The following is an 18337-nucleotide window of genomic DNA, read 5'->3' as shown; positions in this document are numbered from 1 at the left end:
CCGGATTGAAGGCATAAAAAAAGGCCCCCTGGAGGAGCCTGTCTTTCCGCGCATGGGTGGCTGTCGCCGGACGGTTACACCGTCCTGCCCATGCGCGTTCCCACCACAATAAGAGCGATCGAGATCTTCATGGCGCGAAGTGTTAGCCAGATAAATGTCGTTCGTCAACGTGGGCATGCACCAAAAATCCTCATCGGCCTGATTTTGCTGCCCCGTTTCCATCCGCCGGTGACGCGATTTCCTACACGAGTTGTTAAGCCCGGCACAATATAGTTGGCGTGTTTGGAGGGTAACGGCCCGACAGATGAGCCATGACTATATCCGCCACCCCAATGATAGGGGCCCGAGTTTGTTGAACAACGATCTGCACCGTTCCACGTCTGCGGGAGAGCAGGATCGTCGTGACGTCCAGAAACCGGGCAACCGCATGCTTGGCCGCGTCGTCGCCTGCAACGGCTCGCACGCCACCATTTCCGCCGTTGCCGAACAGGGCGAGACCGATCTTACCGAACTCTGGTCCGTGGGCCGGCTGATCTCCATCAGCGTCGGCGAAAACCGTGTCGTGGCGCTCGCCTATGCGATGCAGACCGGCGGCAAGGAGTGGAGTGAAGGCGGCAACACCAACTTCCACATCGAGGCGGAGCTGCTCGGCGAGGTGCGCAAGGGACCGGACGGCCTCGACGAGTTCACCGGCGGCATCTCCTGTTATCCCTATCTTGGCGCTGTCGCGCACCGGATCCGTGCCGCCGACCTCCTGCGCATCTACGATACCGGCAAGAACGAAACCTGCGTGGTCGGCAAGCTCACCCAGGACGAAACGATCGATGCGACGATCCATATCCCGTCGATGCTGTCGAAACATTTCGCCATCGTCGGCTCGACCGGCGTCGGCAAATCGACCGCCGTCTCCCTCCTCCTCCACAAGGCGATCGAGACCGACCCGAAGCTGCGCGTCCTCATCCTTGATCCGCACAACGAGTTTGCCGCAGCGTTTCCCGATCACGCGGTCGTCATCGATACCGAAACGCTCGACCTGCCCTTCTGGCTGATGCGGCTCGAAGAGTTTTCCGAAGTGGTCTTTCGCGGCCGCCCGGCGGTGGCGGAAGAACTCGACATCCTGCGCGACCTGATCCCGGAGGCCAAACGCGCCTTCCGCGGCAATGAAACCTCACTGATGCGCCGCTCAACCGAAAAAAGCTCGGTCACCGCCGATACGCCGGTACCCTACCGCATGGCGGACCTGCTGGCGCTGATCGACGAACGTATCGGCCGCCTGGAAGGCCGCGGCGAGAAACCCTTCCTGCGCTCCTTGAAGATGCGCATCATGTCGGCGATCAACGATCCGCGCTACCACTTCATGTTCTCCAACAACACGATCAACGACACGATCATGGAGACGATCGCCTATATCTTCCGCATCCCTGGCGGAGACCGACCGATCTCGACCTTCCAGCTCGCCGGCATCCCGTCGGAAGTCGTCAATTCCGTTGCCTCGATTCTCTGCCGCATGGCGTTTGAACTGGCGCTCTGGAGCAATGGCGCCATCCACATGCTGGTCGTCTGCGAAGAAGCGCACCGCTACGTGCCGGCCGACCGAGAACTCGGCTTCTTCCCGACGAGACAGGCCATTTCGCGTATCGCCAAGGAAGGCCGCAAATACGGCGTCTCGCTCGGTGTGATCACCCAGCGCCCCGGCGAGCTCGACCAGACGATCCTGTCGCAGTGCTCGACGGTGTTCGCCATGCGGCTGTCCAACGACCGCGACCAGGAAATCATCAAGTCGGCGATCCCCAACTCGTCGATCTCCACGACCAGTTTTCTATCGTCGATCGGCAATGGCGAGGCTATCGCCTTCGGCGAGGCGATTTCCGTGCCGATGCGCATGCGGTTTGCCCGCGTCGAGAAAAAATACCTGCCGAAGGCCAACGGCGTCGCCGACAAGGGCACGGAGGATACGCCGGATACCGTCGATCTGCGCACGGTGATCGCACGTATGCGCGCCGTCAGCGGCCCGGACATTTCCGCCTTCCAGCAAAGCTACTCCACCGCGACGGCACCCTTCCCGGAAGGCGCGTCCGGTGCCGAGGAAGACACGGATGATGATTTCCCGCCGGCAGGCGATGCCGAACTCGATCGCTGGAACCTGGAGATTCGCTCGACGGGCCATGTGACGATCAATCCGACGCCGCCCATGGCAGGCAACCCGCAGCCTGAGCCCTACCGGCCGGACATGCTGCCGCGCGCTGCTGCACCCGACCCCCCCCCGGCACCCCGCCCCGACCGTTTCGCAGATCTGCGCCGCGAACGCCCGCCCGAGCCGCCACCCTACCAGCCTGCGCCTCCGACATTTCAACGCCCGCCGGCGCCCGAAGGCGCCCCACGCCCGAACCCGCTGCTCCGGCGCGAAGGATCGCTGCGCGAAAGCCTGCTGAAGAAACCGCTGACCAGCCTCTACGACAAGGATTGAGCTGGCCTCAGGCTAGCCGCTCCCAGCTTTCGTCCATCTGGTTGCGAAACCATGTCATCTGGCGCTTGGCATATTGCCGCGTCAGTGCAGATCCGCGTTCGATAACCTCTTCCCGGTTCATCCGGCCTTCCAGCATCTCCGCGACCTGCACAACGCCGATCGCCTTCATGGCGGGCAGGTCGGGTGAAGGACCGAGCGCCAGCAGCGCCCTCACCTCATCCACGGCCCCGGTCTCAAGCATTGTCTCGAAACGGCGGTCGATGCGCTCGTGCAGGATCTTTCGGTCCGGCAGCACGACGAGCTTCCTTGCGCGCGAAGGATCGATCACCATCGGCCCCTGCCTGCCCTGGAATTCGGCGATCGAGCGGCCGGTCTCCGCCAGAACCTCCAGCGCCCTGACGATCCGCTGCCCGTCCTTCGGCTCGAGACTCGCGGCCACCGGTGCATCCCTCACCAGAAGCTCCGCATGCAGCGCCTCCGGTCCTTCCTCCTTCAGACGCAGGCGAATCTCGCAGCGGATATCCTGCGAGATTTCCGGCATATCGGACAGGCCGCCGGTCAGGGCCTTGAAATAAAGCCCCGTGCCGCCGACGAAGACCGGCAGCCGCCCCTCGCGCTTCAGGTCAGGCAGAAGCGCCGTCACGTCCCGCAGCCACTCGCCGGTGGAATAAGCCCTCGTCGCCGGCACATGGCCGTAGAGCAGATGCGGCACACCCTCCATTTCGTCCTCTGCCGGCCGCGCCGTGAGAACCCGCAGCGTGTCGTAGACCTGCATGCTGTCGGCGTTGATCACCACGCCGTTTGTCTCGCGCGCCAAGCGCAGTGCAAGCGCCGACTTGCCGCTGGCCGTCGGCCCGGTTATCAGGATCGCATCAAAATTGTCGATAAGGTCGCTCATATGGCTTTCGTTGCCACGCTCATTGCCCATCCGTCAAACCCCGTTCTCAATGCAAGGCTCGGAGAACAAGCGGCGGAGGCGGTGAAAGCCTCGGGCCTTTACTGGCTGGCGGACGGGATCGCCTGCGATATCGCCCTTCGCGACGGTTCGGATATCGAGGTGGCCGAGGCCGATCTGAGGGCCGTCATCGGCAGCGCCCCGATCGATCTCGTCATCCAGGACGCGGATACGCGTCGCAAGAAATTCCTGATCGCCGACATGGATTCGACCATGATCGGCCAGGAATGCATCGATGAGCTTGCCGATGTCGTCGGCTTGAAGGACAAGGTCGCGACGATCACCGCCCGCGCAATGAACGGCGAAATCGCCTTCGAACCCGCCCTTCGCGAACGCGTTGCACTTCTGAAGGGCCTGCCGATCACGGTCGTCGACGACGTCATCGCCAAGCGCATCACGCTCACGTCAGGTGGGCCGGAACTGATCGCCACCATGAAGGCCAGAGGCCATTATGCCGCCCTCGTGTCGGGCGGCTTCACGGTCTTCACCAGCCGCATCGCCGCGACCCTCGGCTTCGACGAGAATCGCGCCAATATCCTCCTCGAAAACGATGGCATCCTGACCGGCGAGGTCGCCGAACCCATCCTTGGCAAACAGGCCAAGGTGGATGCGCTCCTTGCCATCGCGGCAAAGCTCGGCATCTCCCCGGAAGACACGATCGCCGTCGGCGACGGCGCCAACGATCTCGGCATGCTCGGCATCGCCGGCTCCGGCGTCGCGCTGCACGCCAAGCCCACCGTTGCCGCCCAGGCCAGGATGCGCATCGACCACGGCGACCTGACCGCCCTCCTCTATATCCAGGGCTATCGCAAGACGGATTTTGTTGTGGGCTAGATACAACCCATGCGATTGACGGATTGAAATTTCAATCGCATCGTTCGCGTTGAAAATCATTGCAAAAATGGTATACTCAATGCATTGGAAGATGGAATTTCTGAATGATCGGGTCAGGATCGAACTCGAGGCGTTTCCCACCGATATTGTTGCCAGCTTTCTCCGCATCGTGAGGCTGATCGAGAAGGACCTGCCAAGGTACACGAACCCTATATGAGGCACCTCGAGGGCCGATCTGGGAAATGCGAATGCGCGGTCGCGATGGAATCGCCAGAGCAGCTTACGTAACGGCTTCAGACCACCGGATCGTGGTTTTGCATGTCTTCCAGAAGAAGACCCAGAAAACGCCCAGACGCGACATCGAGATTGCGTTGAGACGGGCAAAGGATGTGAGATGACCAAGAAGAGCCTTCTGGTAAGCGAAGCCGCCAACGAATGGTTCAAGGACCCCGAATTCGTCGCGGCCTATGATGCCCTGGAAGAAGAATTCGCCCTGGCGGAAGCCTTGATCAAGGCACGCGCCCAAGCCTCCATGACGCAGGAAGACGTCGCCAAGGCAATGGGCACGACGCAGGCGGCAATCGCGCGGCTGGAAAGCGGTCGTTCCATGCCATCGACCAGAACCCTTCAGCGTTTTGCCGACGCAACCGGCACGAAACTCCGCATCCGCTTCGAAAAACCGAAATCCTCTTCGCAAGCGTCTTAAGACAATGTCTCTGACGCGCCATCCCATGATCATCCTCGAAACCGAACGCCTGCGCCTCAGAAGCTGGATCGACAGCGATCGCGATCTCTTTCGCGAGATCAATTCCGATCCAAAGGTGATGGAGTTCTTTCCGTTCCGACGCACCTACGAAGAGGCCGATGCCTTCCTCGCAAAGCTCAACGACGCGATCACCGAGACCGGGCTTGGCTTCTACGCACTGGAACTAAAGGAAACCCGGGAGCCCATGGGTTTTTGCGGCCTGTCGCTCGCCAACATGCCGGATGTCTTTCCGGTCGAGACCGTGGAGATAGGCTGGCGTCTGGCGACCCGCTTCTGGGGCAATGGCTATGTCACCGAAGCCGCCCGCGCCCTTCTCGACTTCGCCTTCGGCGAAAAGCATCTCGACGCGGTGGTCTCCTTCGCGGTTGGCGAAAACAAGCGATCGACCGCGGTGATGAAGCGGCTCGGCCTGCACCGCATCACCGGCATGGATTTCGACCATCCGCGGGTGCCGGACACGCACCCGCATCTGAAACCGCATGTGGTCTATGCGATAACGCGCGACGAATGGCTGCGCCAGCGAGCGGACGCGGGACGCGCCCGCTGACCGGCTCGCGCCACAGGCTTACTCCAGCGGGAGCGCCACGAAGCGCAGGTTTCCGGAAGGATCCGAGACCATTACATGCGCGTTGCGGCGGCCCTCGGACTTCAGGACCGCAATCCGCTTGACGACGTCCGCCGGGTTCTCCACGAAATCCTGTGCCACTTCGACCACGACCTCGCCGACCTTCAGCCCCTTCTGGGCGGCTGGCGAGTTCGGCGCGACGGCCGTGATCAGTACGCCCTCGACGCTTTCGACAATGCTGAAACTCTTGCGGCGGTCCTCGTCGAGCACCGCGAGCGTCATGCCGAAGGCGGCGGCCGGGTCCTGGCTGAGCTCGCCCTTCTGGTCGCCGGGCGCCTTATTGTCCGGCGCCTTGTTCTCGCCCTGGCCTTCCGGCAGGGCCGGCTGGTCGTCTTCCTCGTCCGGCTCGGCGCTATCTTCCAGGCGGCCGAGCGTCACCTTGACGGTCTGCTGCTTGCCGTCGCGCAGGATCACCACGTCGACTTCCTTGTTGACCGGGCTTTCCGCGACGATGCGCGGCAGGTCGCGCATCTCGTTGACGGACTGGCCGTCGAAGGTGAGGATCACGTCGCCAGCCTTGATCTCGCCGTTCTTGATCGGCCCGCCATTGACGACGCCCGACACCAGCGCGCCGCGCGCCCGGTCGAGGCCGAGGCTTGCCGCCACGTCGTCGGTGACCGGCTGGATGCGCACGCCGAGCCAGCCGCGGCGCGTTTCGCCGAATTCGGTCAACTGGTGCACGACGTTTTCGGCGAGTTCCGTCGGTACGGCGAAACCGATGCCGATCGAACCGCCGGATGGTGAAATGATCGCGGTATTGATGCCGATCACCTCGCCGCGCATGTTGAACAACGGGCCGCCGGAATTGCCCTTGTTGATCGCCGCATCCGTCTGGATGAAGTTGTCATAGGGGCCGGCATTGATGTTGCGGCCGCGGGCCGAGATAATACCCAACGTGACAGACCCGCCGAGACCGAACGGATTGCCGATCGCCATCACCCAGTCGCCGATCCGCATGCGGCGGGAATCGCCGAAGCGAACCGCCTTCAGTGGCGCCTTGGGCTCGACCTTCAGGACCGACAGGTCGGTCTTGGTGTCGGTGCCGACCAGCCTGGCCTTGAGCTTGGTGCCGTTTGGAAAGATCACCTCGATGTCGTCGGCGCCTTCGATGACATGGTTGTTGGTGACCACGTAACCGGAGGGATCGATAACGAAGCCCGAGCCGAGCGAGGAAACCTTCTGATTGCCGTTCTGGTTGCCCTGGCCGTCGAAGAAATCCTCGAAAAACTCCTGGAACGGCGAGCCTTCCTGGATCTGTGGTTGCGGGCCGGCACCCTGGTCCTTGACGCTCTGGGAGGTGGAGATGTTGACGACGGCATCGAGCAGGCCCTCGGCGAGATCGGCGATCGAACCCGGTCCGCCGCCTGCCATCGGCCCCGGAGCCGGGGGCGGATTGATGCTCGGAGACGGTGTCGGCGGAGCCGGCAGCATGAGGCCCGGAGAACCGGCGGCCGGCGGATTGGCATTCTGCCCTGGAGCGGCAGGAACCGGCGTCTGGGCAATCGCCTGCAAGGGAGCCGCCAGCAGGGCAAAAGTTGCCGCAAGCGTGACGGTGCGCTTGAAGGTCGATCGAACCGAATGGGCCATCTGGCATCCTCGCTGTTGGATTGTCCGCAACCCCGGAAGAGCGGTCTCTACCCGGGCAGGCTATAGGAACCTTTGAATCGGGCGGAGTTTCGGCAGAGCATAAGGCGGAATGACGACTGTGGAAATTACCTTTTCGTGAGGATTGCGCCCTTACCCGTCACGCCTGTGGATGGCCTTGTCATGAAAGGGGCGGCTTGCGCCGCCCCAAGCTTGTCGGGTCACTTCGCCGGCGCAGCAGGCGGTGCCGGAGGCTGCACCGGCGCAAGTGCCTGACCTGCGGACGAGTTGAAGAACCGGAAGAATTCCGAATCCGGCGACAGCACCAGTGTCGTGCTGTTGTCGGCAAGTGACGCCACGTAAGCCCGCATGGTGCGGTAGAACTCGAAGAAGGCCGGATCGCGCTGGAAGGCTTCGCCGAAGATCTTGTTGCGTTCGGCATCGCCCCGACCACGCAGGATTTCCGAATCCCGTTGCGCTTCGGAGACCAGTTCGACCACCTGACGGTCAGCGATGGCGCGGCGGCGCTGGCCCTGCTCGTTACCACGGGCGCGGATCAGCTCGGCTTCCGCAAGACGCTCGGCCTTCATGCGCTGGAAGGTCTGCTGCGAGACTTCCTGAGTGAGGTCGGTGCGGCGGATACGAACGTCGCGGATCGCGAGCCCGAGTGTTTCCGCAGCAGCGGTGAGGTCTGTACGAACCTCCTGCATCATCGAAGAACGCTCGTTGGAGAGCGCCGCATCGAAATTGCGCAGACCATAGACACGGCGCAACGCCGCATCGAGGCGGGTGCGAAGCCGCGATTCGGCAGAGTCGCGGTCGCCCGAGACAGTTTCCCGGAAGAGGCGCGGATCGGTGATCGAATAGACAACGAAAGCATCGACTTCATAAAACGCGCCACCGCGCACCTGGACGCGGATATTGTCGAGATCGAAGCGCAAAGCCCGGTCCTCGACATACTGGACACGATCGGCATCCATGAAGGCAAACGGCAGCTTGAAATAGATGCCCGGCTCGCGCTTGACGTCCTGGATTTCGCCGAAGCGGACGACGATTGCCTGTTCGCGCTCGTTGACCACGAAGACCGACGAGTAGATGAGCACGAGGAGAACGGCGAGGCCGATCAGAATTGCGGGGAGTCGATTGGAGTTCATCGGTTGGCTCCCTGGTTCGTCTGCGGCTTGATCATCTCGTTGAGCGGCAGATAGGGGACGACGCCGTCCTTGTTGTCCAGAATGACCTTGCGGGAGTTCTTCAGGACCGTTTCCATGGTTTCGAGGAAGATCCGCCGGCGCGTCACTTCAGGCGCATTGGCATATTCGTTGTAGATCGAGACGAAGCGTTGGGCCTCGCCCTGCGCTTCGTTGACGACCCGGTCCTTGTAGGCGGATGCCTCTTCGCGGACCTGGGCTGCCTGGCCGCGGGCCTGGCCGAGCTTCTGGTTGGCGTACTGGTTCGCCTCTTCGACGAAACGGTCCTCGTCCTGCTCGGCACGCTGCACTTCTTCGAAGGCGTCGGCCACTTCGCGGGGCGGTGCCGCATCCTCGATCGGTACGGCATTGATGGAAAGGCCGGAGCCGTAGGTATCCATCGTGCCCTGGATGATGTTGCGCACTTCGGTCGAGATGCCTTCTCGGTTGTCGCGGAAAATGTCCTGCGCCGGACGACGGCCGACGACTTCGCGCATGGCACTTTCGGAAACCTGCTGCAGCGTCGAGGCCGGACCTTCCAGGTTGAAGAGATAGGCCTTGGGATCGGTCACGGTAAACAGAACGGAGAACTGAACGTTGACGATGTTCTGGTCGCCGGTCAGCATCCAGCCGGCATTGGAGCTTGAGCCCCGGGCCGCGCCGATATTCTGCTGCTGTTCGGTGACCTTGACGATCTCGACGGATTCGAACGGCCAGAAATGGAAATGCAGGCCAGGCATGGAGATTTCGTCCTTCGGGCGGCCGAAGCGCAGTTCGACACCGCGCTCGTCCGGCTGGACCGTGTAGACGGACTGGAAGGCGAGGAAGGCAATGATCACGATGACCACGATCGCGAAGGCGCCGCCGTTGAAGCTGCCGGGCATCACGCTGCGCAGCCGGTCCTGACTGCGCCTTATGATGTCTTCGAGGTCCGGTGGACCACCGCTGCCCCCGCCGCCGCGCGGGCGGTTCGGTCCCTGTCCCCAGGGCCCTTGATTATTACCGCCACCGCCGCCCCAAGGGCCGCCGCCGCCACCATTCTGATTGCTCCAGGGCATCAAAACCTCTTTGTTCGTATTCGCTCCCAAGCCGCGACCCTGCCGTGTGGCAGCAATCTGGCTATTGCCCGTTATAGGGATGGGGAGGCCCGCTTTCAACGCGGGTTCAATAACTTCCCGTTCAACGGTAACGAAATGTTTCAGTTTGTCGCGGCTCTGCGGACATAAGTGGCGAAACGGGTGGGATAACTGTCCTTCTCGCCCGCCGGAACCGCAATCTCCTCCACCTTCTCGAACGCCGCCGGATCGATGGCAGGAAAAAACGTATCGCCGTCTAAGATATCGGTCTCGACATGGGTAACGCGCAGCATGTCTGCGATCTTGATCGCCTGGGCATAGATTTCACCGCCGCCGAGCACATAAATCTCGTCAGCCCCAACCTCCTCGGCCCTGCGGTCAGCCATTCCCAGAGCCGCGTCGAGGGATACGGCCACGTCGACGCCCTCGTACCGGAAATCCCGATTGCGCGTGACGATCACATGCGGCCGCCCCGGGAGAGGCCTGCCGCCGAAACTGTCGAAAGTCTTGCGCCCGACGATGACCGGTTTTCCCAAGGTCAGCGCCTTGAACCGCCTGAGATCGGTCGAAAGCCTCCAGGGCATGTCCCCATTCCGGCCGATGACGCCGTTCTGCGACACCGCCGCGATGATGACGAGGCGAGGCTTGCTCACACCGCCACCGCTGCCTTGATATGCGGATCGGCCTCATATCCTTCGAGCGCAAAATCCTCGAAGCGGAAGGAGAAGATGTCCTTCACCGCGGGATTGATGCGCATGGTGGGCAGCGCCCTGGGAGTGCGGGTCAGTTGCAGCTTCGCCTGCTCGAAATGATCCGAGTAGATATGCGTGTCGCCGAGCGTGTGGACGAAGTCGCCGGGCTTCAGGCCGGTGACCTGGGCAACCATCATCGTCAGCAATGCGTAGGACGCGATGTTGAAGGGCACGCCGAGAAAGACGTCGGCGGAGCGCTGGTAAAGCTGGCAGGAGAGCTTGCCGTCAGCGACGTAGAACTGGAACAGGCAATGGCAGGCAGGCAGCGCCATGTCGTCGAGCTGGCCGACATTCCAGGCCGACACGATATGCCGGCGCGAATTGGGATTGACCTTGAGGCCCTCGATCAGCTGCGAGATCTGGTCGACATGGCTGCCGTCGGGGGCGGGCCATGAGCGCCACTGGTAGCCGTAAACGGGGCCAAGCTCGCCCTTCTCATCGGCCCATTCATCCCAGATCGAAACGCCGTTCTCCTTCAGATAGGCGATATTCGTATCGCCCTTCAGGAACCACAGCAGCTCATGGATGATCGACCTCAGATGCAGCTTCTTGGTCGTGAGGACCGGAAAACCTTCTGCGAGGTCGAAGCGCATCTGATATCCGAACACCGAGCGGGTACCCTTGCCGGTGCGGTCGCCCCGGTCGGTACCGGTTTCCATCACATGCCGAAGAAGATCGAGATATTGTTTCATGGGTCAGGCAGCCGATTCCATCGTCACTGAATGATATAGTAGCATAAACGCGCCCGACCAATCTCCTGTGACGGCTTTCCCCGCTATTTTGGCCCCGCTATTTTGGCAAGGCCCGGCCCTCAGGATCAGTTGGTGACATATTTGCGCCAATCATGGCTCTCGGCGAAACCCAGCACCTCCCTGATCTTGCGGTTGCTGATCGGAGCCTCGAATTCGCCGATCCTGCCGACGATAGGCGTACCCGGCGCCCAGCGCTCGAGGAACGGCCTGGTCGGCTCAAGCGCCGTAATCGTGTCGTTGACCGCGTTGAAGACCTGGAAGCCCAAACCGTCTTTTTCGATGCAGAGATGCACGATCTGGCCGAGATCGCGGGCATCGATATAGCTCCAGGCATTGCGCTTGCGCGATGGCGGGTCCGCCAGGAAACCGGGGAAGCGGCTGTAGTCCTCAGGCGAGATCACGTTGCCGATCCGAAGCGCATAGATGTCCGCGCCGAACCGCATGGCAAAGGCCCGCGCCGTCTTCTCGTTGACGACCTTGGAGAGGCCGTAGCTGTCCATCGGGTCGACATCGTAATCTTCGGTGAGCGGAAACGAATGATAGTCCTTGTCGCCCTCGGCAAAGCAGACTCCATAGGTCGTCTCGCTGGATGCGATGATCACCTTGGGGATGCCGAGCTTCATCGCCGCCTCGATGACATTGTAGGTGGAGATCGTGTTGGCCGAGAACGTCGCATTGTCGGGGCGCATCAGGATGCGCGGCACGGCGGCGAAATGCACCACCGCATCGACGCGCGCAGGCCCCTTGCCGCTTTCCAGCCCCTGGAAGCCGAAATGCATGGAGAGCGCGTTGAAGGTCTCGCCGCCGTCCCTGAGATCGGTGATTAGCGTGTTGACGCCGGGGCAATCGAGCGGCACCAGATCAAGGTTGAAGACCTCATGCCCTTCCCCGAGGAGATACGGCACGACATGCCGTCCCGCCTTGCCGCTGCCGCCGGTGAATACGATTCGCTTGCCCATGATGCCGCCTCCTCAAATCCCATCCGGCCCTGCCGCGACTGTCGACATCGCCTGCCTGCTGCGACGAGGCATAGCCGGAACGACGTAACCGGGCCGATGATGAAGCATGGCACCGCCTGCCCGTCAATGTCGATCGCGCCTGCCGATCATCGCCTCCGCCTCACAAGAGAGTGCGGTCAAGCGTTTCACCTGGACATTGCCCGAAGGGAAAACGTGACTGGCGAACGTCACAAATCGACGAGGTGGAAAACGGCCCGGGACTTTCGTGACGTTGTTGCAGTGCCACACAAACGACGCGAAGTGGTGGTTGGAGAAGGCGGCGGTTGACAAGCTCGAATGCTCTGTCGATCCTAACAGGCATGAGCGGGATGTATCGAATCACATCTAGAGCAATGGCACTGATGTTCAGACTGGTGATGATCTTGTCACTGGCTGGCTACAGCTTTTCCGCCGTCAGCGCCGCTATGCATCCTGAAAGCTCCGCCCAGATCGCACAGATCGAAGAGGGCCACTCCTCTCACCATGGCGACGACGGCGTCGCGATGGCCGATACCGATCATCACGGCAACCAGCAAGACCACGGCAGCCCGGAAAAATCCAAGAACTCCTGCTGCAAGGACTATTGCGGCGTTACGGCCATCACGTGCTCCGGTTCCGCGTTGAGCCATCCGCGCGTGGTCTCCATTCGCGAGTTCATCGACGACACGGATGCCGCCGGTCAAAAGCCGAGCCTCAATCGTCCACCTAATATCTGAGAACTAGCACCCGCAGGGCGGGTCTTGCTGTGCCTGCGCGCGAGTGAGCGCCATGGCGCAATTGCGATCATATTCTCGGATTTTCACCATGAAACATTTGTTCCTGGTGGTTGCTCTTCCGCTTTTCGCTAGCGGATGTGCATCCACATTGCCTGAAGTCGTTGCCTCGACTGACCACCCTGACACCGTGTCCGACGTCAGGCCCGCCCGGTATCAGAGCTCCTTAGGCGGCTATACTCACCGCATGCCCGTCGACCCGAAGCCGTGGCGCGATCTCAATGACGCCCAGGCTCCGAAAAAAGGATGAGCGCGATGATCGCACGTCACATCAAGCTCGCGTCCGCCATCGTATTTCCCCTCGCCGCCGCAGGCTGCGTTGCGACGGACTACGCAGCCAGAGATGCCGGTTTCATGAATGCCTCGTTGAAAAGCAGCGAAGCGACCGGCAAGCAAACCGTCTGGGTGCAAGACCGGCAGCAGGCCCAGGCAGTCCGGGACCGCGTGAAGACACTAATGGCCAGGAAGACCATCGACGTCGAGACCGCCGTCCAGGTCGCTCTCCTGAATAACAAGGGCCTCCAGGCCTCCTATGCCGATCTCGGAGATCGTGCTGCGGACGCATGGCAGACGCAGCTTTCGGTTTTGCCGCGCTTCTCCGTCGGCCTGACCGGGATAGCCACTCCCGGACTTGAGGCATATCGTGTTCTCGAAGGCGCTATCGCTGCCAATATTCTGGCACTGGCGACATACGACAAGAATATCAAGCTGGCTGACACACGGTTGCGCCAGGCTCAGCTCGACGCAGCCATCGCAACGGTCTCTCTCGCCGCCGAAACCCGCCGAGCCTGGATCAACACGGTGGCGGCATGGGAGAACGTCGCCTACCTCAACCAGGCCAAGGTAGCCGCCGACGCTGCCTCCGAGCTCGCCAAGAAAATCGGGGAAGCCGGGTCGATGGCGAAGGGCGACCAGGCACGGGAGCATGTTTTCTACGCCGAGTTGACTGGCGAGACCGCCAAGGCCCGCCTCGCTGCAAAGCTCGCCAAGGAGGAACTGATCAGGCTGATGGGACTGTCCGGCTCCGAAGTGGAGTTCCAGATCCCCAACCGCCTCCCCCCGCTGCCGAAGGCCCTGATCGGGCGCAACGACATCGAGGCCGAGTCGATTCACAAACGTATGGACCTGCAGGTCGCCCGCCTGGAGCTTCAGGCGACCGCCCAGTCCTACAAGCTCGAGGATGTCACCCGGATCGTCACCGACATCGAACTGGTCGGCACTTACGAAAAGGAACGCGAGCGCGAAGACGGCAAAATCCTCTCGGACGTCTCGAAGACGGCGTCGCTGGAGTTCACGATCCCGATCTTCGATTCCGGCCAGGCGCGTCTGCGAAAGGGTGAGCTCGCCTATATGCGCGCCGCCAACCAGCTGGCCGAGCTCGCGGTCAATGTCCGCTCGCAAGCCCGCTCTGCCTATCTGGCCTACAAGTCGAACTACGACATCGCACGTCACTACCGAAACAACGTCCTGCCGTTGCGCAACGCGATCGAGGAACAGTCGCTCCTCACCTACAACGGCATGATCACCAGCACCTTCGAACTGATCGCCGATGCCCGCGAAAAGATCGACTCTACCATCCTCGCCGTCAACGCCAAGCGTGACTTCTGGCTCGCCGAAGCGAACCTGGCCCCCGTCATCTATGGCGGCGGCACCGGTTCGGCCTCGGCGGAAACCAAGGTGGCATCGGCCGAACAAACCGCAAGCGGCGGACACTGAGAAAGGAAACGAGAATGTTCAATAGAAGACAACTGCTCGGAGCAGGTGCCGCCGGTGCCGCCCTCGTCTCCTCACAGGCCTGGGGCCAGACCTCCAACATGGGTCTGCCGGAGGCTGCCGTCATGGGCACTGCCGCAACCCAGACGCCGGTTCGCCCGTCTACCGGCCCCGATTACAACCCGGTCGTGACCTTGAACGGATGGACCCTGCCGTTCCGCATGAACAACGGCGTCAAGGAATTCCATCTGGTCGCGGAACCGGTCGAACGCGAGATGGCCGAGGGCATGACAGCCTATCTTTGGGGTTATAACGGCCAGTCGCCGGGGCCGACCATCGAGGCGGTCGAAGGCGACCGCGTTCGTATCTTCGTGACCAACAAGCTGCCGGAGCACACGACGGTCCACTGGCACGGCATGATCGTCCCGTCGGGAATGGACGGCGTTGGCGGCCTTTCGCAACCCCACATCCCCGTCGGCAAGACCTTCGTCTACGAGTTCGACCTCGTGAAGTCCGGCACCTTCATGTACCACCCGCATTCCGACGAGATGGTCCAGATGGCGATGGGCATGATGGGGTTCTTCGTGGTGCATCCCAAGGACCCGAAGTTCATGCCGGTGGACCGCGACTTCGTCTTCCTGCTCAGCGCCTATGACATCGATCCCGGCACCTATGTACCGCGTGTCATGGAGATGACCGACTTCAATCTCTGGACCTGGAACAGCCGCATCTTTCCGGGCATCGACCCGCTGGTGGTTTCGAAGAACGACAAGGTCCGCGTCCGTGTCGGTAACCTGACGATGACCAACCACCCGATCCACATGCACGGATATGATTTCGAAGTGACGTGCACCGACGGCGGCTGGGTCCGGCCCGAGGCACGCTGGCCGGAGGTCAGCATAGACATTCCCGTCGGCGCCATGCGGGCCTACGAGTTCGACGCAAAGCATGTCGGAGACTGGGCGATCCATTGCCACAAGTCGCATCACACCATGAACGCGATGGGTCACGACATCCCGACGTTCATCGGCGTCGACAAGAAGGACGTCACCAGGAAGATCAGGCAGATCCGTCCCGAGTACATGCCGATGGGTACGACCGGCATGGCCGATATGGGCGAGATGTCCATGGAAATACCGGAAAACACCGTTCCCATGATGACTGGCTGGGGTCCCCACGGCCCCATCGAGATGGGCGGCATGTTTTCCGTGGTGAAGGTCCGCGAGGGTATCTCGGCGGGCGACTACACCGATCCGGGCTGGTACGAAAACCCGCCCGGCACACAGGCCTGGGAGTGGACGGGAAGCCTTCCCGACGCGACCAAGGCCAAAGACGCAAAGACGCAGCCGCCCTCGAGACATTCGAACCACGGCTGATCGAACACCTCCCAAACAAGCAAAGGACATGATCATGAAAACTGCAATCCTCGGCCTGCTCCTGGCCACCCTCGCAACGCCGGTTCTGGCCTCGGGCAGCCACGCGGGCGGCCACGGTGAAATGGCCGTTGGCGAACCCGGCGACAAGTCGAAGGTCAGCCAGACCATCCGTGTCAGCATGAAGGAGACGCCGGATGGCAAGATGATCTTCACCCCCAACGATTTCAAAGTCCGCAAGGGCCAGACCATCCGCTTCACCATCAAGAACGAAGGCGAGCTCGACCACGAGTTCGTCCTCGACCAGGAGGACAAGGTGATGGAGCACAAGGCCGTCATGGAGAAGTTCCCGGGCATGGAACATGACGATCCGAACGCGATCCGCCTCAAGCCGGGCACGTCCGGCGATATCGTCTGGAAATTCACCAACGACGGCGTCTTCAAGATCGCCTGCCTCGTTCCCGGCCACTACGACGCCGGAATGCATGGCGACGTCACTGTCGCCAAGAAATAAGTAAGAAGGAAGGAGTAGTCCATGAAAACCGTTTTCAAACTTGCTCTCGTCACAGCGCTCGCCCTGACCTCGGTGTCTGGTGCGCTTGCCCAGGAATTCACCAAGGGCACGGTCAAGAAGGTCGATGCCAAGGCCAAGAAGGTGACGCTCATCCACGAGGAGCTGAAGAACCTCGAAATGCCCGCGATGACCATGGTCTTCAGCGTGGCCGACGAGGGGATGCTCAGGAAGATGAAGGAAGGCGCGAACATCCAGTTCGTGGCGGAACGTGTCAACGGCAAGCTGACCGTCACCCAGGTGAAGTGACAACAACGGCCCCCGCTTCCCCGGAAGCGGGGGCCTCCCTCAGGAGACGGGTTGAAGGCACAAGGCCTTCCACAGGTCCTCTTTCCAGTCGCCCATTACAGCCGGGTCATGCAGTCTGTAAACTGTAGCACCGACCAATACCGTTCGTGGCGCCTGACACCGGATGCGCATGACATGGGTGCCGTTGTCCACGAAGATGGGTCCGCCGCCGGTCTTGTGCTCGGTCAGCCCAATTGCGACGTCGTAATCATACTCGATGTCTTCCGACGTCGCCGCCGACGTGATCGTGAGGCTCACCGTCCGGCTGTCGGGGAATTGCGCAATGTGAAACGGCTGACGTTCCTGAGCCTCCAGGCCCGACGCCACGATGACGAATGCTGCCACAGCTAAGCAGAGACGGCCCATCGGCCCCTCCCAAGGCACGATACTTCAATAGCTTAGCATCGATCGGACCGCTGGGACAGCGATTATCAGGTGCTGCCACGACGGCTCATATCAAAAGGGGAAGCGCAACGATCGCGGATGGTTATCTGCGCGAAGGAACCGGTCGATTGCGCTGATCCTCGGTTCCTGCCCGTTTTCCTGTTGGCCAGCGGCAAAAGTGATCGATGCGACGATTTATGGGAGCCTTCACGGCTCCCACCCCTTTTCACCGGCGGAGGAAGCGCCTATATGACGGTTGCCGGACCTCGGTCCGGCTATGGCAATAAACGGTCGGTGTAATAAACCTATTGGACCCGGGGGCGGTACCCGGCGCCTCCACCAAAAACCGGTCGGCCGCATGGAAAACCTTGCGGACCGGCTTTTGATGGGGGCGAAATAGGATCGACAAGGGCTTAAAGATCGAACTTTTGCTCGGCATGATACCACCGTTATCGGGTCAAAAAGTGTAGTTGCAAACGACAACAACGCTAAGGGTTATGCTCTCGCTGCCTAATGGCGGTGCGGGAAATCCGAACTAAGTCCTTGGAGGTAGCACTTTAAGGCGGGGTCCGAAGGCACCTGGCAACAGAAGCCTTCACCTTCGCTCCCCAGTCGAATACTATGGAACTGACTCGGATGCTCGTCGGGGCTTCCCCGCAGCCGGTCGGCATGGCATAACGCGTCTGACTAAAAGACGAGAGAATGGAAAGACAGGACCGTATGGGGCAGGACCACATCCGTTACGATATTCTGGCGCAGGACGCTTTGCGCGGCGTCATCCGTAAGGTTTTGACCGAGGTTGCGGCCACGGGCCGTCTGCCGGGCGACCATCATTTCTTCATCACATTCCTCACCGGCGCTCCGGGTGTGCGCATCTCGCAGCACCTCAAGGCGAAATATGCGGAACAGATGACCATCGTCGTCCAGCACCAGTTCTGGGATCTCAAGGTCTCAGATACCCAGTTCGAGGTCGGCCTTTCCTTCTCCGACACCCCAGAACGCCTGGTGGTTCCCTTCAATGCCATTCGCGGTTTCTACGATCCCTCGGTGAATTTCGAACTCGAATTCGAAGTGCCGCTCGCCGACGAGGACGAGAACACAACCGCCGAAATCACCGCCATTCCCGTAGACGCCGTTTCCAAGTCTACCGACACCGAAGCCAAGCCCGGTGAAGAGAAGAAGCCCGGCTCGGTCATCTCGCTCGATTCCTTCCGTAAGAAGCAGTAAGCGCCGGGA

20 protein-coding genes and 1 other RNA gene are annotated in these 18337 nt (G+C 61.4%); 13 read left to right on the top strand and 8 right to left on the bottom strand.

Annotation, left to right across the window (positions count from 1 at the left end; genetic code table 11):
* Positions 1 to 349 precede the first annotated feature (349 nt).
* Positions 350 to 2467, top strand: a complete 2118-nt coding sequence (locus J2857_RS07120; RefSeq protein ID WP_210009358.1) for an ATP-binding protein — start codon at positions 350 to 352, stop codon at positions 2465 to 2467.
* 7 nt (positions 2468 to 2474) lie between these two features.
* Here the strand turns inward: J2857_RS07120 and miaA are convergent, their stop codons facing one another.
* Positions 2475 to 3365: a tRNA (adenosine(37)-N6)-dimethylallyltransferase MiaA gene (miaA, locus tag J2857_RS07115; protein ID WP_210009356.1), complete on the bottom strand. Its 891-nt coding sequence runs from the start codon at positions 3363 to 3365 to the stop codon at positions 2475 to 2477.
* Here miaA and serB point away from each other — a divergent pair, their 5' ends adjacent.
* From serB to J2857_RS07095, 4 genes are all read left to right on the top strand, one after another.
* A complete protein-coding gene (serB, locus tag J2857_RS07110; protein ID WP_210009355.1) occupies positions 3366 to 4256 on the top strand; it encodes a phosphoserine phosphatase SerB in 891 nt (296 codons plus the stop codon).
* A 242-nt stretch (positions 4257 to 4498) separates the two neighbouring features.
* On the top strand, positions 4499 to 4654 hold the full coding sequence (locus tag J2857_RS30880) for a type II toxin-antitoxin system RelE/ParE family toxin (protein ID WP_348635664.1): 156 nt from the start codon (positions 4499 to 4501) through the stop codon (positions 4652 to 4654).
* Positions 4651 to 4962, top strand: a complete 312-nt coding sequence (locus tag J2857_RS07100) for a helix-turn-helix domain-containing protein (RefSeq protein WP_210009353.1) — start codon at positions 4651 to 4653, stop codon at positions 4960 to 4962. Before J2857_RS30880 ends, J2857_RS07100 begins: the two co-directional genes overlap by 4 nt.
* Before the next feature lie 25 nt (positions 4963 to 4987).
* Complete coding sequence (locus J2857_RS07095) at positions 4988 to 5569, top strand: GNAT family N-acetyltransferase (protein ID WP_210009351.1); 582 nt, start codon at positions 4988 to 4990, stop codon at positions 5567 to 5569.
* Positions 5570 to 5587: 18 nt separating this feature from the next.
* On the opposite strand, the gene J2857_RS07090 is transcribed toward J2857_RS07095, so the two are convergent.
* The 6 genes from J2857_RS07090 to J2857_RS07065 all read right to left on the bottom strand — a co-directional run bounded on the left by J2857_RS07090 (position 5588) and on the right by J2857_RS07065 (position 11960).
* Positions 5588 to 7234, bottom strand: a complete 1647-nt coding sequence (locus J2857_RS07090; protein WP_210009349.1) for a Do family serine endopeptidase — start codon at positions 7232 to 7234, stop codon at positions 5588 to 5590.
* A 218-nt stretch (positions 7235 to 7452) separates the two neighbouring features.
* Entirely contained in the window at positions 7453 to 8385 is a 933-nt protein-coding gene (hflC, locus tag J2857_RS07085) for a protease modulator HflC (protein WP_210009347.1), read from the bottom strand.
* A complete protein-coding gene (gene hflK / locus J2857_RS07080) occupies positions 8382 to 9479 on the bottom strand; it encodes an FtsH protease activity modulator HflK (RefSeq protein WP_210009345.1) in 1098 nt (365 codons plus the stop codon). Before hflK ends, hflC begins: the two co-directional genes overlap by 4 nt.
* A gap of 140 nt (positions 9480 to 9619) precedes the next feature.
* Entirely contained in the window at positions 9620 to 10150 is a 531-nt protein-coding gene (locus J2857_RS07075; RefSeq protein WP_210009343.1) for a dihydrofolate reductase, read from the bottom strand.
* Positions 10147 to 10941, bottom strand: a complete 795-nt coding sequence (locus J2857_RS07070; RefSeq protein ID WP_210009341.1) for a thymidylate synthase — start codon at positions 10939 to 10941, stop codon at positions 10147 to 10149. The genes J2857_RS07075 and J2857_RS07070 overlap by 4 nt, the downstream gene beginning before the upstream one ends.
* 125 nt (positions 10942 to 11066) lie before the next feature.
* A complete protein-coding gene (locus J2857_RS07065; protein WP_210009339.1) occupies positions 11067 to 11960 on the bottom strand; it encodes an NAD-dependent epimerase/dehydratase family protein in 894 nt (297 codons plus the stop codon).
* A gap of 401 nt (positions 11961 to 12361) precedes the next feature.
* Between J2857_RS07065 and J2857_RS07060 the strand changes: the two genes are divergently transcribed.
* From J2857_RS07060 to J2857_RS07040, 6 genes are all read left to right on the top strand, one after another.
* Complete coding sequence (locus J2857_RS07060) at positions 12362 to 12715, top strand: hypothetical protein (protein ID WP_245363039.1); 354 nt, start codon at positions 12362 to 12364, stop codon at positions 12713 to 12715.
* Positions 12716 to 12803: 88 nt separating this feature from the next.
* Complete coding sequence (locus J2857_RS30875; protein ID WP_245363038.1) at positions 12804 to 13022, top strand: hypothetical protein; 219 nt, start codon at positions 12804 to 12806, stop codon at positions 13020 to 13022.
* 5 nt (positions 13023 to 13027) lie between these two features.
* Positions 13028 to 14488 carry a TolC family protein gene (locus tag J2857_RS07055; protein ID WP_210009336.1) on the top strand — a complete coding sequence of 487 codons (1461 nt, stop codon included), beginning with the start codon at positions 13028 to 13030 and terminating at the stop codon, positions 14486 to 14488.
* A gap of 14 nt (positions 14489 to 14502) precedes the next feature.
* Positions 14503 to 15861, top strand: a complete 1359-nt coding sequence (locus J2857_RS07050; RefSeq protein WP_210009335.1) for a multicopper oxidase family protein — start codon at positions 14503 to 14505, stop codon at positions 15859 to 15861.
* A gap of 34 nt (positions 15862 to 15895) precedes the next feature.
* On the top strand, positions 15896 to 16372 hold the full coding sequence (locus J2857_RS07045; RefSeq protein ID WP_210009334.1) for a cupredoxin domain-containing protein: 477 nt from the start codon (positions 15896 to 15898) through the stop codon (positions 16370 to 16372).
* Between the two features lie 21 nt (positions 16373 to 16393).
* Positions 16394 to 16678, top strand: a complete 285-nt coding sequence (locus tag J2857_RS07040) for a copper-binding protein (protein WP_210009333.1) — start codon at positions 16394 to 16396, stop codon at positions 16676 to 16678.
* Between the two features lie 39 nt (positions 16679 to 16717).
* Here J2857_RS07040 and J2857_RS07035 read toward each other — a convergent pair whose 3' ends face one another.
* Positions 16718 to 17083 carry a hypothetical protein gene (locus J2857_RS07035; RefSeq protein WP_210009332.1) on the bottom strand — a complete coding sequence of 122 codons (366 nt, stop codon included), beginning with the start codon at positions 17081 to 17083 and terminating at the stop codon, positions 16718 to 16720.
* A gap of 237 nt (positions 17084 to 17320) precedes the next feature.
* Here J2857_RS07035 and ssrA point away from each other — a divergent pair.
* Positions 17321 to 17701, top strand: a transfer-messenger RNA (tmRNA) gene (gene ssrA, locus J2857_RS07030).
* 120 nt (positions 17702 to 17821) lie between these two features.
* Positions 17822 to 18328 carry an SspB family protein gene (locus J2857_RS07025; RefSeq protein WP_210010069.1) on the top strand — a complete coding sequence of 169 codons (507 nt, stop codon included), beginning with the start codon at positions 17822 to 17824 and terminating at the stop codon, positions 18326 to 18328.
* Positions 18329 to 18337: the final 9 nt, after the last annotated feature.

This window comes from Neorhizobium galegae, from assembly GCF_017877055.1.
Classification (GTDB): Bacteria; Pseudomonadota; Alphaproteobacteria; order Rhizobiales; family Rhizobiaceae; genus Neorhizobium; species Neorhizobium galegae_D.
Note: the sequence above shows the minus strand (reverse complement) of the source record. Positions and strands in the feature narration are given on the sequence as shown.

What these genes read in the sequence shown, in the direction of transcription:
- miaA (WP_210009356.1), bottom strand. Translation starts at nt 3,365, where the DNA reads ATGAGCGACCTTATCGACAATTTTGATGCGATCCTGATAACCGGGCCG.
- serB (WP_210009355.1), top strand. Translation starts at nt 3,366, where the DNA reads ATGGCTTTCGTTGCCACGCTCATTGCCCATCCGTCAAACCCCGTTCTC.
- J2857_RS30880 (WP_348635664.1), top strand. Translation starts at nt 4,499, where the DNA reads ATGCGAATGCGCGGTCGCGATGGAATCGCCAGAGCAGCTTACGTAACG.
- J2857_RS07100 (WP_210009353.1), top strand. Translation starts at nt 4,651, where the DNA reads ATGACCAAGAAGAGCCTTCTGGTAAGCGAAGCCGCCAACGAATGGTTC.
- J2857_RS07095 (WP_210009351.1), top strand. Translation starts at nt 4,988, where the DNA reads ATGATCATCCTCGAAACCGAACGCCTGCGCCTCAGAAGCTGGATCGAC.
- J2857_RS07090 (WP_210009349.1), bottom strand. Translation starts at nt 7,234, where the DNA reads ATGGCCCATTCGGTTCGATCGACCTTCAAGCGCACCGTCACGCTTGCG.
- hflC (WP_210009347.1), bottom strand. Translation starts at nt 8,385, where the DNA reads ATGAACTCCAATCGACTCCCCGCAATTCTGATCGGCCTCGCCGTTCTC.
- hflK (WP_210009345.1), bottom strand. Translation starts at nt 9,479, where the DNA reads ATGCCCTGGAGCAATCAGAATGGTGGCGGCGGCGGCCCTTGGGGCGGC.
- J2857_RS07070 (WP_210009341.1), bottom strand. Translation starts at nt 10,941, where the DNA reads ATGAAACAATATCTCGATCTTCTTCGGCATGTGATGGAAACCGGTACC.
- J2857_RS07065 (WP_210009339.1), bottom strand. Translation starts at nt 11,960, where the DNA reads ATGGGCAAGCGAATCGTATTCACCGGCGGCAGCGGCAAGGCGGGACGG.
- J2857_RS07060 (WP_245363039.1), top strand. Translation starts at nt 12,362, where the DNA reads ATGTTCAGACTGGTGATGATCTTGTCACTGGCTGGCTACAGCTTTTCC.
- J2857_RS30875 (WP_245363038.1), top strand. Translation starts at nt 12,804, where the DNA reads ATGAAACATTTGTTCCTGGTGGTTGCTCTTCCGCTTTTCGCTAGCGGA.
- J2857_RS07055 (WP_210009336.1), top strand. Translation starts at nt 13,028, where the DNA reads ATGATCGCACGTCACATCAAGCTCGCGTCCGCCATCGTATTTCCCCTC.
- J2857_RS07050 (WP_210009335.1), top strand. Translation starts at nt 14,503, where the DNA reads ATGTTCAATAGAAGACAACTGCTCGGAGCAGGTGCCGCCGGTGCCGCC.
- J2857_RS07045 (WP_210009334.1), top strand. Translation starts at nt 15,896, where the DNA reads ATGAAAACTGCAATCCTCGGCCTGCTCCTGGCCACCCTCGCAACGCCG.
- J2857_RS07040 (WP_210009333.1), top strand. Translation starts at nt 16,394, where the DNA reads ATGAAAACCGTTTTCAAACTTGCTCTCGTCACAGCGCTCGCCCTGACC.
- J2857_RS07035 (WP_210009332.1), bottom strand. Translation starts at nt 17,083, where the DNA reads ATGGGCCGTCTCTGCTTAGCTGTGGCAGCATTCGTCATCGTGGCGTCG.
- J2857_RS07025 (WP_210010069.1), top strand. Translation starts at nt 17,822, where the DNA reads ATGGGGCAGGACCACATCCGTTACGATATTCTGGCGCAGGACGCTTTG.